Genomic DNA, 22,143 nt, shown 5'->3' on the forward strand with positions numbered 1-22,143 from the left:
CTCACTTTGCAAAATCGGACTTAGCAATCTGTCGATCTTACCTTTCCAATCGACAGTTTTCCATCTTTTTGCTGTCACGCGTTTTGAGGATAATCCGCGCCATCCACGGGAATCATGACAGAAGGAACAGGGCGGATATGACGACCATCACGCTGATCGGCGCACCCATCGAGGAAGGTTCTGGACGACGCGGCGCGGCCATGGGCCCCACGGCACTTCGTATCGCCGGTATCGACACCGTTCTGCGCGAACTCGGCCACACGGTTTACGATGAAGGCGACGTCAAGCCGCTGCCGGCACGCGACCTCGCCAACCACCCCGGCGCCAACAACCTGCAGATCGTCGCCGCCTTCGCCCGCGCGCTGCACGATTCGGTCCATGACACCGTTCGCAAGGGCCATTTCCCGATCATTCTGGGCGGCGACCACGCGCTTTCGATGGGCAGCGTTTCCGGCATGGCGCGTTACGCCGCCGAAGTCGGCCGACCGCTGTTCGTGCTCTGGCTCGACGCCCATGCCGACTTCAACTCCCCGGCAACCTCGCCGTCGGGCAACATGCATGGCATGCCGGTCGCCTTCTACTGCGGCAAGGCCGAGTTTGCCCCGATCCTGCCTGCGGACCGGCCTATGGTCGATCCGACCAAGGTCTTCCAGGTCGGCATCCGCTCGGTCGACGACCGCGAACGCGAAGAGATCGCCGAACATGGCGTGCGTGTCTACGACATGCGTGCGGTCGACGAGCTCGGCATGGCGCACATCATGCGTCATATCCTCGATGAAGTGCGCTCGGCCAACGGCCTCCTGCATGTCAGCCTCGACGTCGACTTCATGGATCCCGAGCTGGCACCGGGCGTCGGCACCACCGTTCCGGGCGGCGCCACCTTCCGCGAAGCCCACCTGATCATGGAAATGCTCTGGGAGAGCGATCTCGTGTCCTCGCTCGACGTCGTAGAACTTAATCCGTTCCTCGACGATCGCGGCAAGAGCGCGCGTGTCCTGGTCGAGCTGACCGCGAGCCTTTTCGGCCGCCGTGTCCTTGACCGCCCGACCCGCAGCGCCTGAAATAGAAACAACGGAGGACGACGGATGAACACCACGGCAGACCTGATCGAAACCGAATACCGGCTCGGCGCACACAACTATAAACCGCTCGACGTTGTGCTTTCACGCGGCGAAGGCGTCTATGTCTGGGACATGGAAGGCAACCGCTACCTCGACTGCCTGTCGGCCTATTCCGCCGTCAACCAGGGCCACTGCCACCCGAAGATCTTCCAGGCGATGATGGAGCAGGCGCAGAAGCTGACGCTCACCTCCCGCGCCTTCCGCAACGACCAGCTGGCGCATTTCTATGAAGAGATCGCAGCACTCACCGGTTCGCACAAGGTGCTGCCGATGAACTCGGGCGCAGAAGCCGTCGAGACCGCCGTCAAGGCGGTGCGCAAGTGGGGCTACGAGGTCAAGGGTGTCGCGGAAAACAAAGCGGAGATCATCGTCTGCTCCAACAATTTCCATGGCCGCACGATGGGCATCGTCGGCTTCTCGACCGATCCGGACGCCCGCACCGGCTTCGGCCCGTTTGCGCCGGGCTTCAAGGTCGTCCCCTTCGGCGACATCGACGCCTTCCGCGCCGCGATCAACGAGAACACCGTCGCCTTCCTAGTCGAACCGATCCAGGGCGAAGCAGGTGTTCTGGTTCCCACCTCCGGCTATTTCCCGGCAGTGCGCGAGCTTTGCACCAAACACGGCATCACGCTGATCCTGGACGAGATTCAGACCGGCCTCGGCCGCACCGGCAAGCTGCTGGCTGAAGAACACGAGGGCATCGAAGCCGATGTGACGCTGATCGGCAAGGCGCTTTCGGGTGGTTTCTACCCGGTCTCGGCCGTGCTTTCGAACTCGGAAGTGCTCGGCGTGCTTAAGCCCGGCCAGCACGGCTCGACCTTCGGCGGCAATCCGCTTGCCTGTGCCATCGCCCGCGCGGCGCTGAGGGCCCTGACCGAGGAAGGCATGATCGAGAACTCGGCGCGCATGGGCGACCGCTTCCAGAAGGGCCTGACCGACATCCGTTCGAACATCATCAAGGAAGTTCGCGGCCGCGGACTGATGCTGGCGGTCGAGCTGGTGCCGGAAGCCGGTGGCGCCCGCAAATATTGCGAAGCGCTGAAGCAGCTCGGGATCCTTGCCAAGGACACCCATGGCGACACGATCCGCATCGCGCCGCCGCTGGTGATCACCGCCGAACAGGTCGATTGGGCGGTGGAACAGTTCGCCAAGGTTCTCGCTTCCGCTTGATCCCCTGACATTCTTTGTGTTCCATTGCGCCCCGGCTTCGACCGGGGCGCAATGTCTTACTACCAACCTGCGCCGATACTGGCCTATTGCGCCGGAGCGATTTTGGTTTCCGGCAAGGAGAAAACCGGAACCGGACCCAGCGTCCGGTCAGGATCGACGCAGGCTGGAGGCCAATATCGGCACAGGTTGGTATTAGCACTTGCAAAAGCAAGTCTTAACGAATCCCGGCCTATAGTCCCTTCCCAAAGCGCAAAGCGGTTCCTCCGCGCATGATGCAGCTGCGCCCCGCCGGATGTCGTCGGCGGACTTTTGAAAACTCTCCCCATCGGCTCAATGGCCGCGCCAGCCGCGACCGCACCGCACGGAGATGTAACGAGTTTGGCGGTGTCGCGCGCCTTAAGGCGTCGACCGGAAAGCTGGAAGGACCTTCGATGACAAGCACACTCAGGACGGCTGGTTTCGACGGCGAGACGCTGGAAATCATCGCGTTCCGCCTCCACGATCAGGAATTCTGCGTCAAGACCACCACGATCCGCGAGATCCGCGGCTGGGCCCCCTCGACCCCCATTCCGCATTCGCCATCCGAGGTCATCGGCGTGATGAACCTGCGCGGCACCGTGATCCCGATCATCGACCTTGCCCACAAGCTCGGCATGAAATCGACCACGGCCAATGAGCGCAGCGCCATCGTCGTCGCCGAAGTGCACAACATGGTGATCGGTCTCGTCGTCGACCGTGTCTCCGACATCCTCACGGTCCAGGGCAACCAGGTGCAACCGGTTCCCGAAGTCACCGCATCCTTCGACAAGAGCTTTGCCGAAGGCATCATCGCCAACGAGAACGGCATGATCTGCTTCCTCAACCTCGCTCGCATGTTCAAGGAACGCGAAGTCGAGGAAATGGCCGCCTAAACAACAGATTCTGCGTCGCATCAAGGCCCGCTTTGCCCTGGGCAAGGCGGCCTTTTTGCGTTCGGGCGGCGTGGCCCCGTGGCGCCACCCATGATTCGTAAACGATGAGTTGCTAATTCAACCTAGAAACAGCATACGAGTTTTAACAACTAAAATTTGATGTTTGCTATTTTAACAGCTGCTTAATAAGCCTGCCACTAATCTAGATTGTATAAGCAAGACGTCATGGGCATGAACGCCCACGAGTTCGAACTCCCTCCTCGAAGCACGAAAACGCTGACCCCGTTTGGGCCGGCGACGACGGACCAGACAATTTTCGGCAAGCCGGCATTTGTCCTTGCCCCGGAGTCTGCGCCGCTCTTGGCCCCGCACGCCCTGTCGACAGCACAAGCAACAATGATCCGGCTTTCCGGTTTGAAACAACAAGAACCAAACCAGAGGGTAATCATGTTCTCTTTCGGGCAGAGTCTGGATTCACGCCAGATCGTCGCCGCGCTTTCAAAGTCGCAGGCCATGATCCAGTTCGATCTCACGGGAAAAATTTTGACGGCCAACGAAAACTTCTGCCAGGCACTTGGCTACAACCTGCAGGAGATCGTCGGCCAGCACCACCGCATGTTCTGCGCGCCGGATTATGTCCAGACCCAGGAATATCGCGACTTCTGGGCGCGGCTCGGACGCGGCGAGTTTGACGCCAATGCCTACAAGCGCGTTGCCAAGGGCGGCCGCGAAATCTGGATCCAGGCGACCTACAATCCGGTGTTTCACAACGGCAAGCCCTACAAGGTCGTAAAATTCGCAAGCGACATCACAGCGGCCAAGATCAAGGCCAACGAGGATGGCGGCAAACTCGATGCCATATCGAGATCGCAGGCGGTGATCGAATTCACCCCCGGGGGCGAAATCCTCATGGCCAACGAGAACTTCTGCAACGCACTCGGTTACAGCCTTCAGGAAATTCAGGGCAGGCATCACAGCATGTTCTGCGAACCCAGCTATGTGCGCGGCACTGAGTATGCCGAATTCTGGAAGAAGCTGGCCGCCGGCGAGTTCATCTCCAACGAGTTTGTCCGTTACGGCAAGGCCGGCAAGGAGATCTGGATCCAGGCGGCCTATAATCCGATCCGCGATCCGAGCGGCAAGGTCTACAAGGTCGTCAAGTTCGCGACCGACGTCAGCGAGCGCATGGGCGCAATCAAGGCGCTCGGCCTCGGCCTGCAGGCGCTTGCCGAGGGCGACCTCACTCACAGCCTGCCGACACCCTTCGTTCCCAGCATGGAAACGGTGCGTACCGATTTCAATGGCGCGATCGATCGGCTTTGTCGGGCGATGCAGACTGTTGGCGACAATGCCAACGCCATCGCTTCCGGCGCCCGCGAGATCCGCTCGGCCGCCGACGATCTTTCCAAACGCACGGAGCAGCAGGCGGCCTCTGTGGAGGAAACCGCAGCCGCCCTCGACGAGATCACCACGACAGTCGTCGATTCCAGCCGTCGCGCCGAAGAAGCGGGCGGACTGGTCGCCAAGACCAAGGCGGGCGCCGAACGCTCCGGCAACGTCGTCAAGAACGCGATCGGAGCGATGGATCAGATCGAGCAATCGTCACGCGAGATCTCCAACATCATCGGCGTCATCGACGACATCGCCTTCCAGACCAACCTCCTGGCGCTCAATGCCGGCGTCGAGGCGGCACGTGCCGGTGAAGCCGGCAAGGGCTTTGCTGTCGTCGCCCAGGAAGTGCGCGAACTCGCCCAGCGCTCGGCCCAGGCCGCCAAGGAGATCAAGGCGCTGATCACCGCCTCCAGCGACCACGTCAAGAACGGCGTATCGCTTGTCGGACAGACGGGGGCGGCGCTCGAGGAAATTCTGGTCCAGGTCCAGGAGATCAATCTCAACGTTTCGGCCATTGTCGAGGCCGCACGCGAGCAGTCGACGGGGTTGAAGGAGATCAACCAGGCGGTCAATTCGATGGATCAGGCAACCCAGCAGAATGCAGCGATGGTCGAGGAAAGCACGGCCGCAAGCCACAACATGTCGCGGGAAGCCGAAGCCCTCCACGCCCTGCTACGCCAGTTCCGCATCGGCCAGGACACGGCGCCGTTCGAGATGCAGCGTCACGCCGAGGAACGACAGCAGGCAACACGACTGAACGCCACCGCCCGCGCCATGCGCGGCGGACAAAGACAAGCGCTCGCCGGCGCACCATTGAACGACGGATGGCAGAATTTCTGAGCGCAATCCCTGCACCCCGCGCTCAGGAATGAGGGAAGGTGGCGACCGGTCGCCGCCTTCCCTAAAAACTCTATGGGATCGCGCCATCGCCGCATGGCGAGTACCGATCGACAGCCGCTCTCCAGTGTTCGACATCGTCAGGCGGTTCCGCAAACAAGCTGACAATCAAGATCCTCAGGCCGCTTCCGGGCGCTTGATCTTCGACGCCGCTTCAAGCACCAACGGGCTCAGACCCTCGCCGCCGCCATCGATATGCCGGAACAGCTGTCGCCGCATGCGCGGCTCCCAGAACTTGTTGATATGCGTCGCAACGCCCTCAGCGGCTTCGTCCTGCGGCTGGCTCTTGAAGAAGGTGGCGATCTGGTTCGCCATGTAGATCAGCTTGGCATTGGTGTCATGCGACATCGGCGACGGCTCCGGACTTGATGCGTTCGGCATGGGTGAAGATTTCGAATTCGTCGCCGCGCACCAGCGCGATCAACGTCATGCCCGCCGCTTGCGCCGTGCGGATCGCCAGCGCCGTCGGCGCCGAGATCGCGATGATGACTGGGCTGCCGACGACAGCGGTCTTCTGCACCATCTCGACAGAAACGCGGCTGGTAACGATGACGGCGCCGTCGCAGCCGCGGAAGCCGGCACGCGCTGCCGCGCCGACGAGCTTGTCCAGCGCATTGTGACGGCCGACGTCCTCGCGCACCGCGATCAATCCCTTGCCCGGCACATAGAATGCGGCGCCGTGCACGGCGCGCGTTTCGAAATGCAGCGGCTGCTGACCGTTGAGCAGCGCGACCGCCTTGACCACGTCTTCCTGCGACAGACGAAGCGTCGATGCCGAAACGTCGGGCGTCGGCCGCACCGCCTGCTCGATCGATTCGATGCCGCAGAGACCGCAGCCGACAGGGCCGGCCATATGGCGGCGGCGCAGGCGCAGCATGTCGTTCTGCTTGTCCTTGAGCGTGATCTGCAGGTCGATGCCGAGGTTGCCGGCAACCTCGTCGGCCATCGCCTCGACCGCTTCGATCTGGCCGGGCTCGGTGATGATACCCTCGGTCAGGCTGAAGCCGACGGCGAAGTCCTCGAGGTTCCCGGGGGTGGCCATCATCACCGCATGGGTCGAACCGCCAAAGGTGAAGGCCACCGGCGTCTCCTCCGGGACCACACGGGACCCGTCCCGCAAGGCCCCATTGCGACGGGCGGCTTCCGGCACGGTCTTCGACATCTGGAATTTCGGCATTGATGGCCCGGACATGGAGGCTACTCCGCAGCCTCCAGCTTGCCGGCGATCCGGCGTGACTGCCGCGCCTGCTCGTCATAATCCTGCTGCCAGTCCGACGGCCCGTTGGACGGCATCACCTGAACCGCCGTCACCTTGTATTCCGGGCAATTGGTCGCCCAGTCGGAGAAGTCGGTGGTGATGACGTTTGCCTGCGTCGTCGGGTGGTGGAAGGTGGTGTAGACGACACCGGGTGCCACCCGATCGGTGATCTGCGAGCGCAAGGTCGTCTCGCCGGCGCGGCTGGCAAGCCTGATCCAGTCGCCATCGCGGATGCCCCGTTGCTCGGCGTCGTGCGGGTGGATTTCCAGCCGGTCCTCCGCATGCCAGACGACATTGTCGGTGCGCCGCGTCTGGGCGCCGACATTATACTGGCTGAGAATGCGGCCGGTGGTCAGAAGCAGCGGGAAGCGCGGACCGGTGCGCTCGTCCGTCGCGACATATTCGGTGCGGATGAATTTGCCCTTGCCGCGTACGAAGCCGTCGACATGCATGATCGGCGAGCCCTCCGGGTGTTTCTCATTGCAGGGCCACTGCACGGAACCCATCTTGTCCAGATAGTCGTAGGAGACGAGCGCAAAGCTCGGCGTCGTCGCGGCGATCTCGTCCATGATTTCGGAGGGGTGGCGATAGCTCCAGTTGAGACCCATGGCCTGCGCCAGCTTCTGCGTCACTTCCCAGTCGGCATAGCCGTTCTTCGGCGTCATCACCTTGCGCACGCGGTTGATGCGGCGCTCGGCATTGGTGAAGGTGCCGTCCTTCTCGAGGAAGGTCGAGCCCGGCAGGAACACATGAGCGTAGTTGGCCGTCTCGTTGAGGAAGAGGTCGTGCACGACGACGCACTCCATCGCCGCAAGGCCGGCGGCCACATGCTTGGTATCCGGGTCGGACTGCAGGATGTCCTCGCCCTGGATGTAGATGCCCTTGAAGGTGCCGTCGACCGCGGCGTCGAGCATGTTCGGGATGCGCAGACCCGGCTCGTTGGAAATCTCGACACCCCAGAGCTTCTCGAAGGTCTCGCGCGTTGCATCGTCGGAGACGTGGCGGTAACCCGGCAGCTCGTGCGGGAACGAGCCCATGTCGCAGGAGCCCTGTACATTGTTCTGGCCGCGCAGCGGGTTAACGCCGACGCCCGGCCGGCCGATATTGCCGGTGACCATCGCGAGGTTGGCGATCGCCATGACGGTGGTCGAGCCCTGGCTGTGTTCGGTGACGCCGAGGCCGTAATAGATCGCGCCGTTGCCGCCGGTGGCATAGAGCCGTGCCGCCCCACGCACCAGTTCGGCAGGGACGCCGGTATAGGCCTCGGTCGCTTCCGGGCTGTGATAGGGCTCAGCGACGAAGGCTGCCCAGTCCTCATATTCCGACCAGTCGCAGCGTTCGCGGATGAAGGCCTCGTTGGCGAGGCCCTCCGTAACGATGACATGCGCCAGCGACGTCAGAATGGCAACGTTGGTGCCGGGCTGCAGAGGCAGGTGATAGGATGCTTCGATATGCGGCGAGCGCACGATATCGGTGCGGCGCGGATCGATGACGATCAGCTTTGCGCCCTCACGCAAACGCTTCTTCAGCCGCGAAGCAAAGACTGGATGGCCGTCCGTCGGGTTGGCGCCGATGATCACCGCAACGTCGGTGAACTCGACCGAATCGAAGTTCTGCGTGCCGGCCGAGGTGCCGAAGGCCTGGCCGAGGCCGTAGCCGGTCGGCGAGTGGCAGACGCGGGCGCAGGTGTCGACATTGTTGTTGCCGAAACCGGCGCGCACCAGCTTCTGCACCAGATAGGTCTCTTCGTTGGTGCAGCGCGACGAGGTGATGCCGCCGACCGAATCGCGGCCATACTGATACTGGATGCGCCGGAACTCCGCGGCCACATGCGCATAGGCCTGCTCCCAGGTCACTTCGCGCCAGGGATCGGAGATCTTTTCGCGGATCATCGGGTTGAGGATGCGATCCCCATGGTTCGAGTAGCCATAGGCAAACCGGCCCTTGACGCAGGAATGGCCGCGGTTCGCCTGGCCGTCCTTCCACGGCACCATGCGCACCAGTTCCTCGCCGCGCATCTCCGCCTTGAACGAGCAGCCGACGCCGCAATAGGCGCAGGTGGTGACGACGGAATGCTCCGGCTGGCCGATCTCAATCACCGACTTTTCCGTCAGCGTCGCCGTCGGGCAGGCCTGGACGCAGGCGCCGCAGGAGACGCATTCCGACGACATGAAGTCTTCGGCCATGCCTGCGGAAACGCGGCTGTCGAAACCACGGCCGCCGATCGTCAGCGCGAACGTGCCCTGCACTTCCTCGCAGGCGCGCACGCAGCGCGAGCAGACGATGCATTTCGCCGGATCAAAGGTGAAGTAGGGGTTGGATTCGTCCTTCGGCTGCCATTTGGCGTTGATGCCGCCGTTGTTGCGCGCCTTGACGTGATTGTCACCCTCATAGCCATAGCGAACATCGCGAAGGCCGACTGCGCCGGCCATGTCCTGCAGCTCGCAGTCGCCATTGGCGGCACAGGTCAGACAGTCGAGCGGATGGTCGGAAATATAGAGTTCCATCACCCCGCGGCGAACGTCCTTCAGCCGCGGCGTCTGGGTCGACACTTCGAGCCCCGGCGCCACTGGCGTGGTGCAGGAGGCGGGCATGCCGGCCCGGCCCTTGATCTCGACGAGACAGAGCCGGCACGACCCGAAGGCGTCCATCATGTCGGAGGCGCAGAGCTTCGGCACCTCGATGCCGGCATCCATCGCCGCCCGCATGATCGACGTGCCCTCGGGCACCGTCACCTCACGGCCGTCGATAGTCAGCGTCACCATGGTTTCGGAGCGGGAGGCCGGCGTTCCATAGTCGATTTCATGAATGAGAGACATGGTCTTCCTCCTCACTCCGCCGCTTCGACAAGCGGAGCCGGTTTAAAATCATCCGGAAAATGCGTCATGGCGCTGACGACGGGATAGGGCGTGAACCCGCCGAGCGCGCAGAGCGAGCCGAACTTCATGGTGTTGCAGAGATCGGAGAGCAATTCGCGGTTCTTCTCCGGCTCGATGCCGGCGGCGATCTTGTCGGCCACCTCGACGCCGCGGGTCGAGCCGATGCGACAGGGCGTGCACTTCCCGCAGCTCTCGATGGCGCAGAATTCCATGGCGAAACGCGCCTGTTTCAGCATGTCGGCGGTATCGTCGAAGACGACGATGCCGGCATGGCCGATCAAACCGTCCCTTGCGGCAAAGGCTTCATAGTCGAACGGCGTGTCGAACAGCGCGCGCGGGAAATAGGCGCCGAGCGGGCCGCCCACCTGCACCGCCTTGACCGGACGGCCGCTCGCCGTGCCGCCGCCGATATGATCGATGATCTCGCCGAGCGCCAGGCCGAAGGCGGTTTCGAATAGGCCGGGATGCTTGACGTTGCCAGCGATCTGGATCGGGATCGTGCCGCGCGAACGGCCCATGCCGAAGTCGCGGTAGAAGACAGCACCCTTGTCCATGATGACAGGAACGGAGGCGAGCGAGATGACGTTGTTGATGACGGTCGGACAGTCGAACAGGCCCTTGTGTGCCGGCAACGGCGGCTTGGCGCGCACGATGCCGCGCTTGCCCTCGAGGCTGTTCAGGAGCGCCGTTTCCTCGCCGCAGACATAGGCGCCGGCGCCGGTGCGCACCTCCATGTCGAACGCCCGGCCGGAGCCGAGCACCGATGGCCCGAGCACGCCAGCGGCACGCGCGATCTCGATCGCCTTAGCCATCGTCGCGATCGCATGCGGATATTCGGACCTCGTGTAGATGAAGCCCTTGGTCGCACCGGTCGCGAGCCCTGATATCGCCATGCCTTCGATCAGCACGAAGGGATCGCCCTCCATGATCATCCGGTCGGCAAAGGTGCCGCTGTCGCCCTCGTCGGCGTTGCAGACGATGTATTTGCGTGCGCCAGCGGCTTCGAGCACGGTCTTCCACTTGATCCCGGTCGGAAAGCCGGCGCCGCCGCGACCGCGAAGACCACTGTCGGTCACCTGGGCAACGATTGCCATCGGCTCCATGGCGATGGCGTTCTCAAGTCCGCGAAGACCGCCATGCGAGCGGTAATCGTCGAGCGACAGCGGATCGATGACGCCACAGCGCGCAAACGTCAGCCGTGTCTGCTGCTTCAGGAACGGAATATCCTCGGTCTTCCCGAGACAGAGCGCGTGATCGCCGCCGGCAACAAGCCCGGCATCAAGCAGAGAGACAACATCACGGGCCTTCACCGGCCCATAGGCGACGCGCCCCTCCGAGGTTTCCACCTCGACCAGCGGCTCCAGCCAGTGCAGTCCGCGCGAACCGTTGCGCACAATGGCAACGTCGAGGCCGCGCGCGGCGACCGCGTCCTCCATCGCCTTTGCAACCTTGTCGGCGCCCAGCGCCAATGCTGCGGCATCACGGGGAATGTAGATCTTTGTTGTCATCGGCGCGCCTCCGCGACGAGAGCTTCGAGATCGTCGGCATCGACCCGGGCATGCACCTCTCCGTCGAGCATCGCGGAGGGTGCGCAGGAACAGAGCCCGAGACAGTAGACCGGCTCGAGCGTCACCGCGCCGTCGGGTGTCGTCTCGTGGAAGTCGATGCCGAGCAGGTGCTTGGCGCGTTCCGCAAGCGCATCGCCGCCCATCGACTGGCAGGCTTCGGCGCGACAGAGCTTCAACACATGACGACCGGCCGGGTGCTCGCGAAAATCGTGATAGAAGGAAAAGACGCCGTAGACTTCGGCGCGCGACAGGTTGAGCTCCCGCGCGATGACAGGCAGACAGTCCTGCGGCACATATCCGAACTCGTGCTGGATCTCATGCAGGATCGGCAGCAGCGGCCCTTCGAGCCCCTTCAGTTCCTCGACGATCGCAAGCGTGCGTCCGGGCACATCGCCACGCGGCTGGTGAATATTCACTCAGGAGCCCTCCCGGCTCGCGGCTGCAGCGCCCCTTGTACGGACCTCGCCCAGCTCGAATTGGCATCTTCTGGGAAGGCCGTTTCCTCCACGCCCTTGCCCAAGAGTGAAAAGCTTCGCCCTTCTGGCCGGAAGGGTCAATAAGGCTGTTTCGTTGATTGATAGAAAAAATCTATTGAACCTGATTTCGTTCGCCGAGAATGCGCGCTTCGTGCAAAAGCGCCGATACCAGCGGCGTGAATGGTTCACGATGGGTCGCAACCAGGCCAACGGTGTGGCGGGCATCCGGTTCGACGATCGGAATCATCTTGATATCATCGTGAAAGCCGAATGATTTCGCGACGTTAAACGGCATGATGCTCGCCCAGCGACCGGTGCGCACATGGGAGAAAAGCACGATCATCGAGTTTGATTCGAGCGTCGGCTCAGCGACGACGCCGGCCTCGGAAAGATGCTGGTTGACGATGCGGCGGTTCTGCATATCGGCGGTCAATAGACAAAGCCGAACGTTGCTAACCTCCTTCCACGTCACGGTTTCGCGATCGGAAAGCGGCGTTCCGGTGGCCGTCACGAGGTGATATCGCTCGATCTGCAGCGGAACGCTGGTCACGCGCCCGAGCGGCTCGTTCTCCAGATAGGTCAGTCCGGCATCGATCTCGAGGTTTTCGAGCAGCGCCAGGATCTGCAACGAGGTGGTCGACAGCACCGAGAACGTCACATCCGGATGCTTCTCCTGAAACGGCGCGGTGATCATCGGCACCATGGCAAGCGTCGTCGGGATCGCCGCCAGCCTGATATGCCCGGAGAGCCCCTTGCGCGCCGCGCGCATTTCCTCGCGCATCGTGCGGGCATCGCCGACGATGCGCCGCGCCCATTCCAGCACCCGCTGCCCCTCCGGGGTCAGCCCCTGAAAACGCGAACCGCGGCTGACGAGCATGACGCCGAGCTGTTCTTCCAGCTGGCGGATTGCCGCCGACAACGTCGGTTGCGTCACGCCGCATTCAAGCGCCGCCCGGCCGAAGTGCCTTTCGCGAGCGAGCACCAGGAACATTTCCAGCTTGTCGATCATCACACGTGTCTCAAGCGATCAACTGGCCGCCGTTGACCTCCAGCACTTGGCCCGTGATGTAGCCGGCAAGCGCATGGGAGGCGAGGAAGAGATAGGCCGGCGCGCAGTCTTCGGCGGTTCCGAGCCTGCCGATCGGGATTGTCTTGCGCGTTGCCTCCAGTTTCTCCGGCGACGAGTAACGCTCGTGAAACTCTGTCGTGATGGTGCCGGGCGAAACGCAATTGACCCTTATGCCTTCCGGGGCCAGTTCGCGCGCCAGCGCCTTGGAATAGGTGGAGACGAACGCCTTGGTTGCCGAATAGATCGAGGAGCCGGCGCTGCCGCCGGTCAGCGCCGAAATCGACACGGTGTTGACGATCGCCGGATGCGTGCCTTTGCGAAGAAGCGGCAACATGGCGCGTGTCATCTCGACCACCGAGGTCTGGTTGAGCTGAACGACGGTGCGATACTGTTCGTCCGTCAGTTCCGCCGCCGGAAAGCGGCCAACCATCGTGCCGGCATTGTTGACAAGGATATCGACGCTGTCGAATCGGCTGCGGATCGCCTCCGCCAAAGCCTCGACGCCGCCATCCGCCAGGAAGTCGGCTGCAGCCACATGCGCCCGGCCCTCGGTCGCTGCCGTCTCCAGAAAATCCGGCAGTTCCCCGACCGATCGCCCGGCATGCACGAAGACACGCGCGCCGCAATCGAGGAACTGGCGCGCCACCTCAAGGCCGATGCCGCGTCCGCCACCGGTCACCACCACATTCATGCCCTTGAACAAGGCCGGATGAAACATGTCTTTTCCCTCTTCCCGTCATTGCCAAAGTCGCCTATCGCCGAGGCGATTGCAACGCGCGCAATCGACATAGCCGACGACGAAAGCAGATTCGCGACAAACGCCGATTTCTGAAATTGCACAGCTTTCGTTTTTGCATATTATGAAAAAAAACGAAAACGGGAGGTTTCGGAATGTATCTGACGGGGCGGCAGGCGGAAATCCTGGAACTGGCGAAGAACGAAGGACGCGTGCTCGTCGAGGAGCTGGCGCAGCGCTTTTCGGTGACGCCGCAAACCATCCGCAAGGACCTGAACGACCTCTGCGACGCCAAGATCCTGAACCGGATTCACGGCGGCGCGATCTTCCCGAGCGGCAAGGAAAACGTCAAATACGATGCCCGCCGCCAGATCGCCGCACCGGAGAAGCAGGCGATCGGCAGGGCGGCCGCCGCCCTCATCCCCGACAACGCCTCGCTGTTCATCAACATCGGCACGACGACGGAAGCGGTCGGCGAAGCACTTCTCGACCACAAGGAATTGATGGTCATCACCAACAATATCAACGTCGCCAACCACTTGCGCGTCTTTCCCTCGATCGAGGTGGTTATCACCGGCGGCGTCGTTCGCGGCTCCGACGGCGGTATCGTCGGCGAGGCTGCGGTCGATTTCATCAAGCAGTTCAAGGTCGACTTCGCCGTCATCGGCGCCTCGGCCATCGACCATGACGGCGCGCTGCTCGATTTCGATTTTCGCGAAGTGAAAGTCGCCCAGGCGATCATCGCCAATGCCCGCCATGTCATCCTCGTTTCCGACTCGACAAAATTCGAAAGAACGGCCCCGGTCCGCATCGGCCATATCTCCCAGGTTCAGACCTTCATCACCGATCGCTGTCTCATTGATAACGTGCGGAAAATCTGCGCAGAGCAGGACGTTCGCCTGATCGAAACCGAGGCTTGAAGATCGTTTTTTAGACTGTCCTGAGATTCGAACAACATTCGTTTGACATTCGATATCTTTTCGCTTTAACTGATTTCGCTTTCGCGACTGCATCAATTTGTGCATTGCGAAACGTGGGAGGGGAAAAGCAGTGGCAGAGCAGGCAATCTTCGACGTCTTCATTATCGGCGGCGGCATCAACGGATGCGGCATTGCGCGTGATGCGGTCGGTCGGGGATACTCCGTCGCGCTCGCTGAAATGAACGACTTTGCCTCCGGCACGTCGTCCGGCTCGACCAAGCTCATCCACGGCGGCCTGCGCTATCTCGAACATTATGAGTTCCGCCTGGTGCGCGAGGCGCTGATGGAGCGCGAAGTGCTCTGGGCAATGGCACCGCACGTCATCTGGCCGATGCGCTTCGTCCTTCCCTATCATAAGGGCGGCCCGCGCCCGGCCTGGCTCATCCGCCTCGGCCTGTTTCTTTACGACCATATTGGCGGCCGCAAGCTGCTGCCGGCAACGGCCACGCTCGACATGACGCGCGATCCGGCCGGAAAGCCGCTGAAGCGGCTCTTTACCAAGGCTTTCGAATATTCCGACGGTTGGGTCAACGATGCCCGACTGGTCGTGCTCAATGCCCGCGATGCCGCCGACCGCGGCGCCCGGATCATGGCGCGCACCCGGGTGATCTCGGCAAAGCGCGACAACGGCAACTGGGTGGTCGACACGGAAAATGCCGCGACCGGCGAACGTCGGCAGATCCGAGCGCGCATGCTGGTCAATGCCGCAGGCCCTTGGGTCGATGCGGTACTATCAGGCGCGCTCGGCAAGAACGACGTTCACAATGTGCGCCTGGTCCAGGGCAGCCACATCGTCGTCCGCAAGAAGTTCAACGACCCCCGCGCCTATTTCTTCCAGAATCCGGATGGCCGGATCATGTTCGCCATCCCCTATGAGGACGATTTCACGCTGATCGGCACCACCGATCGCGACTATACCGGCAACCCGGCCGACGTCCGCATCAGCGACGCCGAGGTCGACTACCTCTGCAAGGCCGCGAGCGAGTATTTCCTCGAGCCGATAGAAAAGGACGACATCGTCTGGACCTATTCCGCCGTTCGCCCGCTGTTCGACGACGGCGCCAGCAAGGCGCAGGAAGCAACCCGCGACTACGTTCTTCGCGTCGAAGGCGACAGGGCCGCGGCCCCGCTCCTCAACGTTTTCGGCGGCAAGCTGACGACCTATCGCCGCCTGAGCGAATCCGCGCTCGAGAAGATCGGCGATGCCATCGGCGTCAAGGGTGCCAAGTGGACCGCCGGCTCAAGCCTGCCGGGCGGGGACTTCCCGGCCAAGGGCTACGCCGACGAAGTCGCAAAACTTCACAAGAAGTATCCCTTCCTTGCCGCCGGCCATGTGCGTCGGCTGGTACGCCTCTACGGCACGCGCGCGTCCGCGCTCATTGGAGCGGCAGCGAATGAAGCAGCCCTTGGCCATCATTTCGGCGCCGACCTCTATGAGGCGGAAGTGAAGTGGCTGATCGAGCAGGAATGGGCCCGGCACGCCGAGGACGTGCTGTGGCGGCGCACCAAACTGGGATTGAAGCTGACGTCCGGCGAGGCGACGGCGCTGGAGGAATACATGCGGGGCGCGGCGCACGCCGCCGCCTGAGGGCCCCGCATTCAAGACTGCCGATGGCTGGGTGGAACACCGGAGAATTCAATGCTTGAAATGAAGAAGATATCCAAGGTCGTGGGTGGGGAGACGCATATCCTCCCGACCGATCTTGTGCTGGAAAGGGGGTCGCTCAATGTGCTGCTCGGCCCGACCCTTTCCGGCAAGACGTCGCTGATGCGGCTGATGGCCGGCCTCGACAAGCCTGCCTCCGGCTCGCTGATCTTCGACGGCACCGACGTCACCGGCCTGCCGGTGCAGAAGCGCTCCGTAGCGATGGTCTACCAGCAGTTCATCAACTACCCGTCGATGACCGTCTATGACAACATCGCCTCGCCGATGCGCATCAAGGGTTCGGACGCAGCCACGATCGACCGCGAAGTGCGCAAGGCCGCCGAACTGCTCAAGCTCACGCCCTATCTCGACCGGACGCCGCTCAGCCTTTCCGGCGGCCAGCAGCAGCGGACGGCGCTGGCGCGCGCCATCGTCAAGAATGCCGATCTCGTGCTGCTCGACGAACCGCTCGCCAACCTCGACTACAAGCTGCGCGAAGAACTGCGCGAGGAACTGCCGAAGCTCTTCGCAGCCTCCGGCGCGATCTTCGTCTATGCGACCACCGAACCTTCCGAAGCTCTGCTTCTCGGCGGCAACACCGCTACGCTTAGCCAGGGCCGGATCACCCAGTTCGGCAAGACCATCGACGTCTTCCGTCGCCCGGTGGACCTGGTGACGGCACGCACCTTCGCCGATCCGCCGCTGAACACGATCGAGCTCATCAAATCAGGCTCGATCTTCACCTTTGACGGCAAACACGTGCTGTCGGTTCCCGCCCATCTGTCGGCGTTGCCGGACGGCCCCTGCACGGTCGCCTTCCAGCCGCACCATCTGTCGTTCGACCGTCCCTTCGACGGCGCGACGCCGCTGACGGTAAAGACGGCAATCTCGGAAATCGCAGGTTCCGAAAGCTTCATCCACGTCGGATTTTCCGGCGCGCGCTGGGTCATGCTGGCGCCGGGCATTCACGACATCGAACCGGACGCAACCCTCGAGGTTTTCGTCGATATCCGCCACCTGATGGTCTTCGGGCCGGATGGGCGCGCGATCGGCGGAACCGCCTGAGGAGGCGCTGGGAGGAAACGAAAATGGCACGCATCGATCTCGAACATATCCGCCACGCCTATGGCGCCAAGCCGAAGTCGGAAAACGACTACGCGCTCAAGGAAGTGCACCACAAATGGAACGATGGCGGCGCCTACGCGCTGCTCGGTCCGTCCGGTTGCGGCAAGACCACGCTGCTCAACATCATCTCGGGCCTGATCAATCCGTCCGAGGGACGCATCCTCTTCGACGGCAAGGACGTGACGCACCTGTCCACGCAGGACCGCAACATCGCCCAGGTGTTCCAGTTCCCGGTCATCTACGACACGATGACCGTCTACGACAATCTCGCCTTTCCCCTGCGCAACCGGCATGTGCCGGAGACCGAGGTCGATCGCCGCGTCAAGGAGATCATCGAGATGATCGGCCTTGGCGGCTGGGCGGGCAAAAAGGCGCAAGGGCTGACGGCCGACCAGAAGCAGAAGATCTCGCTTGGCCGCGGCCTGGTGCGCTCCGACGTCAGCGCCATCCTGTTCGACGAGCCGCTGACCGTCATCGACCCGGAAATGAAATGGGTGCTGCGCTCGCAGATCAAGCGCCTGCACAAGCAGTTCGGCTTCACCATGGTCTATGTCACCCACGACCAGACCGAGGCGCTCACCTTCGCCGACAAGGTCGTCGTCATGTATGACGGCCAGATCGTGCAGATCGGCACGCCGGCCGAGCTTTTCGAGCGGCCGCGCCATACCTTCGTCGGCTACTTCATCGGTTCGCCGGGCATGAACGTGCTGCCGGCCAGGATCGACGGCAGCACCGCGACGATCGGCAGCGAGACCATCGCTCTCAACTTCCGGCCCGAGATCAAGGCCGGCGCCAAGACCGAACTCGGCATTCGCCCGGAATTCGTGTCGATCGGTCGCGAGGGCATGCCGGTTGCGATCACCAAGGTCGAGGATATCGGCCGCCACAAGATCGTGCGCGCCCGCTTCGCCGACCAGCCGATCTCGATCATCCTCGACGAGGACGGCGCCATTCCGGCCGAGCCGCGCATCGCCTTCGACCAGAAGGCCATCAACATCTACGCCGATTCCTGGCGCGTCGGCGGGGAGGCCTGATCATGGAAAAGACCTGGAACAACAAAGCCTGGTTCATGGTTCTGCCGGTGCTGGTGCTCGTCGCCTTCTCGGCGGTGATCCCGCTGATGACCGTGGTCAACTACTCGGTTCAGGACACCTTCGGCAACAACGAGTTCTTCTGGGCCGGCACCGACTGGTATGTCGACGTGCTGACCTCAGACCGGTTCTGGGACGCGCTCACCCGCAACCTGATCTTCTCGGCGATCATCCTCGCCATCGAAATTCCGCTCGGCATCATCATTGCGCTCAACATGCCCAAGAAGGGCCTCGGCGTTCCGGTCTGCCTCGTCCTGATGGCACTGCCGCTTTTGATCCCGTGGAACGTCGTCGGCACCATCTGGCAGGTCTTCGGCCGCGTCGACATCGGCCTGCTCGGCCACACGCTGGAAGCGTTGGGCATCAACTACAACTATGTACAAAACCCCATGGACGCCTGGGTGACGCTGATCGTCATGGACGTCTGGCACTGGACGAGCCTCGTCGTACTTCTGTGCTATGCCGGTCTCGTCTCGATCCCCGACGCCTACTACCAGGCCGCCAAGATCGACGGCGCATCGCGCTGGTCCGTCTTCCGCTACATCCAGTTGCCGAAGATGAAGCGCGTGCTCCTGATCGCCTTCCTGCTGCGTTTCATGGACTCATTCATGATCTATACCGAGCCCTTCGTCGTCACCGGCGGCGGCCCCGGCAACTCGACCACCTTCCTGTCGATCGACCTCGTCAAGATGGCCATCGGCCAGTTCGACCTCGGTCCGGCGGCAGCCCTGTCGATCATCTACTTCCTCATCGTCCTGCTGCTCTCGTGGATCTTCTACACCGTGATGACCACAAGCGACGCGCAGAGCTGAGCCGGAAGGGAGGAAAAACCATGACCGCTACAACACAACCCCTGTCGCAACGCCTCTCCTGGCTGATCCCGACGGTCTATATCCTGTTTCTGCTGCTGCCGATCTACTGGCTCGTCAACATGAGCTTCAAGGAGACGAGCGAGATCCTCAGCACGTTTTCGCTGTGGCCGCAGAACCCGACCCTGCGGAACTATACGGTGATCTTCACCGATCCGTCCTGGTACAAGGGCTATATCAACTCGATCATCTATGTCGTCATGAACACGGTGATCTCGGTGGCAGCCGCCCTGCCTGCAGCCTACGCCTTCTCTCGTTATCGCTTCCTTGGCGACAAGCACCTGTTCTTCTGGCTCTTGACCAACCGCATGGCGCCGCCGGCCGTTTTCGCCCTGCCGTTCTTCCAGCTCTATTCGGCCTTCGGCCTGATCGATACGCACATTGCCGTGGCGCTTGCCCACTGCCTGTTCAACGTGCCGCTGGCGGTCTGGATCCTGGAAGGCTTCATGTCGGGCGTGCCGAAGGAGATCGACGAAACCGCCTATATCGACGGCTATTCGTTCCCGCGCTTCTTCGTGAAGATCTTCACGCCGCTGATTGCCTCCGGCATCGGTGTCGCGGCCTTCTTCTGCTTCATGTTCTCCTGGGTCGAGCTGCTGCTGGCCCGCACGCTGACGACAACCGCGGCAAAGCCGATCGCCGCCATCATGACCCGGACCGTGTCCGCCTCCGGCCTCGACTGGGGCGTTCTGGCCGCGGCCGGCGTGCTGACCATCATCCCCGGCGCGCTCGTCATCTATTTCGTGCGCAACTACATCGCCAAGGGCTTTGCCCTGGGCCGCGTCTAAAGGAGCTTCGTGATGAATTTCTCATGGATGGCATGGACGCTGCCGACGGCGTTGTTCTTCATCACCATCGCGCTGCTGCTCATCGGCATGGGCGTGTGGGAATATGTCTCGCCGGGCGGCAACCCGCGCGTCGGCATCCTGCGCTTCGAAACGACCCGAGGTGACCGGCTCTTCGTCTCGCTGCTCGGCAGCGCCTTCATTCACCTCGCATGGCTCGGCTTCGGCGGCGGACAGGACCTCTGGTGGGCGCTGGCGCTCTCCGTCGTCTATGCCGTCGGCGTCTTTCGCTACGTCTGAGGCGATCGAAATGGCAGGTCCGGGAGGGCCTTCCGACACTGCAATGAACGCAATCGCAAAACCCAAAGGGAGGAAATTATGCGACGGCACCTTTTCACGACGACAGCGGCAGTGCTGCTGGCTCTTACCGGCACGGCATTCGCCGGCATGGACGAGGCAAAACAGTTCCTCGACAAGGAAGTCGGCGATCTCTCCACGCTCGACCGCGCCGGCCAGGAAGCGGAAATGCAATGGTTCATCGATGCCGCCAAGCCGTTTGCCGGCATGGACATCAAGGTCGTTTCCGAAACGCTGACCACGCATGAATACGAATCCAAGGTGCTGGCTTCCGCCTTCACCGCGATCACCGGCATCAAGATCACCCACGACCTGATCGGTGAAGGCGACGTCGTCGAAAAGCTGCAGACGCAGATGCAGTCCGGCGAGAACATCTACGACGCCTATGTCAACGACAGCGACCTGATCGGCACCCATTGGCGCTACCAGCAGGTGCGCAACCTCACCGACTGGATGGCCAACGAAGGCAAGGACGTCACCAATCCCGGCCTCGACATCGCCGACTTCATCGGCACGTCGTTCACCACCGCTCCGGACAAGAAGCTCTACCAGCTTCCCGACCAGCAGTTCGCCAACCTCTACTGGTTCCGCTACGACTGGTTCAACGACGAGAAGAACAAGGCGGACTTCAAGGCGAAGTACGGCTACGACCTCGGCGTTCCCGTCAACTGGTCTGCCTATGAGGACATCGCCGAATTCTTCACCGGCCGTGAGATCGACGGCAAGAAAGTCTATGGCCACATGGACTACGGCAAGAAGGACCCGTCGCTCGGCTGGCGCTTCACCGACGCGTGGCTGTCGATGGCCGGCAACGGCGACAAGGGCATCCCGAACGGCCTGCCGGTCGACGAATGGGGCATCAAAGTCAACGAGAAATCCCAGCCGGTCGGCTCGTGCGTCGCCCGTGGCGGCGACACCAACGGCCCGGCCGCGGTCTACTCGATCGCCAAATACCTCGATTGGCTGAAGGCCTATGCGCCGCCGGAAGCCCAGGGCATGACCTTCTCCGAATCGGGCCCGGTCCCCGCCCAGGGTGCCGTCGCTCAGCAGATCTTCTGGTACACGGCGTTCACCGCCGATGCCGTCAAGAAGGGCCTGCCTGTTGTCAACGAGGATGGCACGCCGAAGTGGCGCATGGCCCCCTCGCCGCATGGCGTCTACTGGAAGGACGGCATGAAGCTCGGCTACCAGGACGTGGGTTCCTGGACGCTGATGAAGTCGACCCCGGAAGACCGCGCCAAGGCCGCATGGCTCTATGCGCAGTTCGTGACGTCGAAGACCGTGGACGTGAAGAAGAGCCATGTCGGCCTGACGCTCACCCGCGAATCCTCGATCCAGCACGAGAGCTTCACCAAACGTGCGCCGGAACTCGGCGGTCTGATCGAGTTCTATCGTTCGCCGGCCCGCGTGCAGTGGTCGCCGACGGGCACCAACGTTCCTGATTATCCGAAGCTGGCTCAGCTCTGGTGGCAGGCCATCGGTGACGCCTCCTCTGGCGCCAAGACACCGCAGGAAGCGATGGACTCGCTGTGCGCCGAGCAGGAGAAGGTGCTTCAGCGCCTCGAACGCGCCGGTATCCAGGGCGAGATCGGTCCGAAGCTCGCCGAGGAACACGACCTCGAATACTGGAACGCTGAAGCCGTCAAGGCCGGCAACCTCGCTCCGCAGCTGAAGATCGAGAACGAAAAAGAAAAGCCGATGACCGTCAATTACGACGAACTGGTCAAAAGCTGGCAGCAGTAACAAGCCCAAGACGACGGCCGCCCGTGCAAACGGGCGGCCGAAGATCAGGAGATGCGGCACCGGGGTCGGCA

The 22,143-nt window shown here is 62.4% G+C and carries 19 protein-coding genes; 12 read left to right on the forward strand and 7 right to left on the reverse strand.

The features are described from left to right. Window positions 1-137 precede the first annotated feature (137 nt). The 4 genes from rocF (at window position 138) to ASD52_RS30765 (ending at window position 5,434) form a co-directional block, all read left to right on the forward strand. Window positions 138-1,061 (forward strand): arginase, encoded by a 924-nt coding sequence (rocF, locus tag ASD52_RS30750; RefSeq protein WP_025425028.1) that lies wholly within the window; start codon window positions 138-140, stop codon window positions 1,059-1,061. 24 nt (window positions 1,062-1,085) lie between these two features. Then, entirely contained in the window at window positions 1,086-2,291 is a 1,206-nt protein-coding gene (gene rocD, locus ASD52_RS30755) for an ornithine--oxo-acid transaminase (protein ID WP_025425029.1), read from the forward strand. 431 nt (window positions 2,292-2,722) lie between these two features. Continuing rightward, complete coding sequence (locus tag ASD52_RS30760; protein WP_057226435.1) at window positions 2,723-3,202, forward strand: chemotaxis protein CheW; 480 nt, start codon at window positions 2,723-2,725, stop codon at window positions 3,200-3,202. 447 nt (window positions 3,203-3,649) lie between these two features. Beyond that, window positions 3,650-5,434 carry a PAS domain-containing methyl-accepting chemotaxis protein gene (locus ASD52_RS30765; RefSeq protein ID WP_025425031.1) on the forward strand — a complete coding sequence of 595 codons (1,785 nt, stop codon included), beginning with the start codon at window positions 3,650-3,652 and terminating at the stop codon, window positions 5,432-5,434. 174 nt (window positions 5,435-5,608) lie between these two features. Here ASD52_RS30765 and ASD52_RS30770 read toward each other — a convergent pair whose 3' ends face one another. The 7 genes from ASD52_RS30770 to ASD52_RS30800 form a co-directional block, all read right to left on the reverse strand. Further along, on the reverse strand, window positions 5,609-5,839 hold the full coding sequence (locus ASD52_RS30770) for a formate dehydrogenase subunit delta (RefSeq protein ID WP_025425032.1): 231 nt from the start codon (window positions 5,837-5,839) through the stop codon (window positions 5,609-5,611). Continuing rightward, the gene (gene fdhD, locus ASD52_RS30775) at window positions 5,829-6,653 is read right to left on the reverse strand and encodes a formate dehydrogenase accessory sulfurtransferase FdhD (RefSeq protein ID WP_225906371.1); all 825 of its coding nucleotides are present in this window, start codon (window positions 6,651-6,653) and stop codon (window positions 5,829-5,831) included. The genes ASD52_RS30770 and fdhD overlap by 11 nt, the downstream gene beginning before the upstream one ends. A gap of 35 nt (window positions 6,654-6,688) precedes the next feature. Beyond that, a complete protein-coding gene (fdhF, locus tag ASD52_RS30780; protein ID WP_057210827.1) occupies window positions 6,689-9,568 on the reverse strand; it encodes a formate dehydrogenase subunit alpha in 2,880 nt (959 codons plus the stop codon). Window positions 9,569-9,579: 11 nt separating this feature from the next. Further along, window positions 9,580-11,136 (reverse strand): NADH-quinone oxidoreductase subunit NuoF, encoded by a 1,557-nt coding sequence (locus tag ASD52_RS30785; protein ID WP_057221777.1) that lies wholly within the window; start codon window positions 11,134-11,136, stop codon window positions 9,580-9,582. After that, window positions 11,133-11,612: a formate dehydrogenase subunit gamma gene (locus tag ASD52_RS30790; protein WP_025425036.1), complete on the reverse strand. Its 480-nt coding sequence runs from the start codon at window positions 11,610-11,612 to the stop codon at window positions 11,133-11,135. Before ASD52_RS30790 ends, ASD52_RS30785 begins: the two co-directional genes overlap by 4 nt. A 172-nt stretch (window positions 11,613-11,784) precedes the next feature. Next, window positions 11,785-12,681, reverse strand: coding sequence for a LysR family transcriptional regulator (locus ASD52_RS30795; protein WP_025425037.1), 897 nt, complete (start codon window positions 12,679-12,681; stop codon window positions 11,785-11,787). A 10-nt stretch (window positions 12,682-12,691) separates the two neighbouring features. Next, the gene (locus ASD52_RS30800; protein WP_025425038.1) at window positions 12,692-13,459 is read right to left on the reverse strand and encodes an SDR family oxidoreductase; all 768 of its coding nucleotides are present in this window, start codon (window positions 13,457-13,459) and stop codon (window positions 12,692-12,694) included. A 173-nt stretch (window positions 13,460-13,632) separates the two neighbouring features. On the opposite strand from ASD52_RS30800, the gene ASD52_RS30805 reads away from it, so the two are divergent. The 8 genes from ASD52_RS30805 to ASD52_RS30840 all read left to right on the forward strand — a co-directional run bounded on the left by ASD52_RS30805 (window position 13,633) and on the right by ASD52_RS30840 (window position 22,072). After that, a complete protein-coding gene (locus ASD52_RS30805) occupies window positions 13,633-14,397 on the forward strand; it encodes a DeoR/GlpR family DNA-binding transcription regulator (RefSeq protein ID WP_025425039.1) in 765 nt (254 codons plus the stop codon). 130 nt (window positions 14,398-14,527) lie between these two features. Beyond that, complete coding sequence (gene glpD, locus ASD52_RS30810; protein WP_025425040.1) at window positions 14,528-16,045, forward strand: glycerol-3-phosphate dehydrogenase; 1,518 nt, start codon at window positions 14,528-14,530, stop codon at window positions 16,043-16,045. Window positions 16,046-16,096: 51 nt separating this feature from the next. Next, window positions 16,097-17,167 carry an ABC transporter ATP-binding protein gene (locus ASD52_RS30815; RefSeq protein WP_057221779.1) on the forward strand — a complete coding sequence of 357 codons (1,071 nt, stop codon included), beginning with the start codon at window positions 16,097-16,099 and terminating at the stop codon, window positions 17,165-17,167. 23 nt (window positions 17,168-17,190) lie between these two features. Next, a complete protein-coding gene (locus ASD52_RS30820) occupies window positions 17,191-18,261 on the forward strand; it encodes an ABC transporter ATP-binding protein (protein ID WP_025425042.1) in 1,071 nt (356 codons plus the stop codon). A gap of 2 nt (window positions 18,262-18,263) precedes the next feature. Then, window positions 18,264-19,130 carry a sugar ABC transporter permease gene (locus ASD52_RS30825; protein WP_025425043.1) on the forward strand — a complete coding sequence of 289 codons (867 nt, stop codon included), beginning with the start codon at window positions 18,264-18,266 and terminating at the stop codon, window positions 19,128-19,130. Between the two features lie 20 nt (window positions 19,131-19,150). Beyond that, window positions 19,151-19,975 (forward strand): carbohydrate ABC transporter permease, encoded by an 825-nt coding sequence (locus ASD52_RS30830; RefSeq protein ID WP_057210833.1) that lies wholly within the window; start codon window positions 19,151-19,153, stop codon window positions 19,973-19,975. Between the two features lie 12 nt (window positions 19,976-19,987). Next, entirely contained in the window at window positions 19,988-20,272 is a 285-nt protein-coding gene (locus tag ASD52_RS30835) for a DUF2160 domain-containing protein (protein ID WP_025425045.1), read from the forward strand. 78 nt (window positions 20,273-20,350) lie between these two features. Beyond that, window positions 20,351-22,072 (forward strand): ABC transporter substrate-binding protein, encoded by a 1,722-nt coding sequence (locus ASD52_RS30840; RefSeq protein WP_025425046.1) that lies wholly within the window; start codon window positions 20,351-20,353, stop codon window positions 22,070-22,072. The last annotated feature ends 71 nt before the right edge of the window (window positions 22,073-22,143 follow it).

The organism is Ensifer sp. Root142 (assembly GCF_001426785.1).
GTDB classification, from domain to species: domain Bacteria; phylum Pseudomonadota; class Alphaproteobacteria; order Rhizobiales; family Rhizobiaceae; genus Ensifer; species Ensifer canadensis.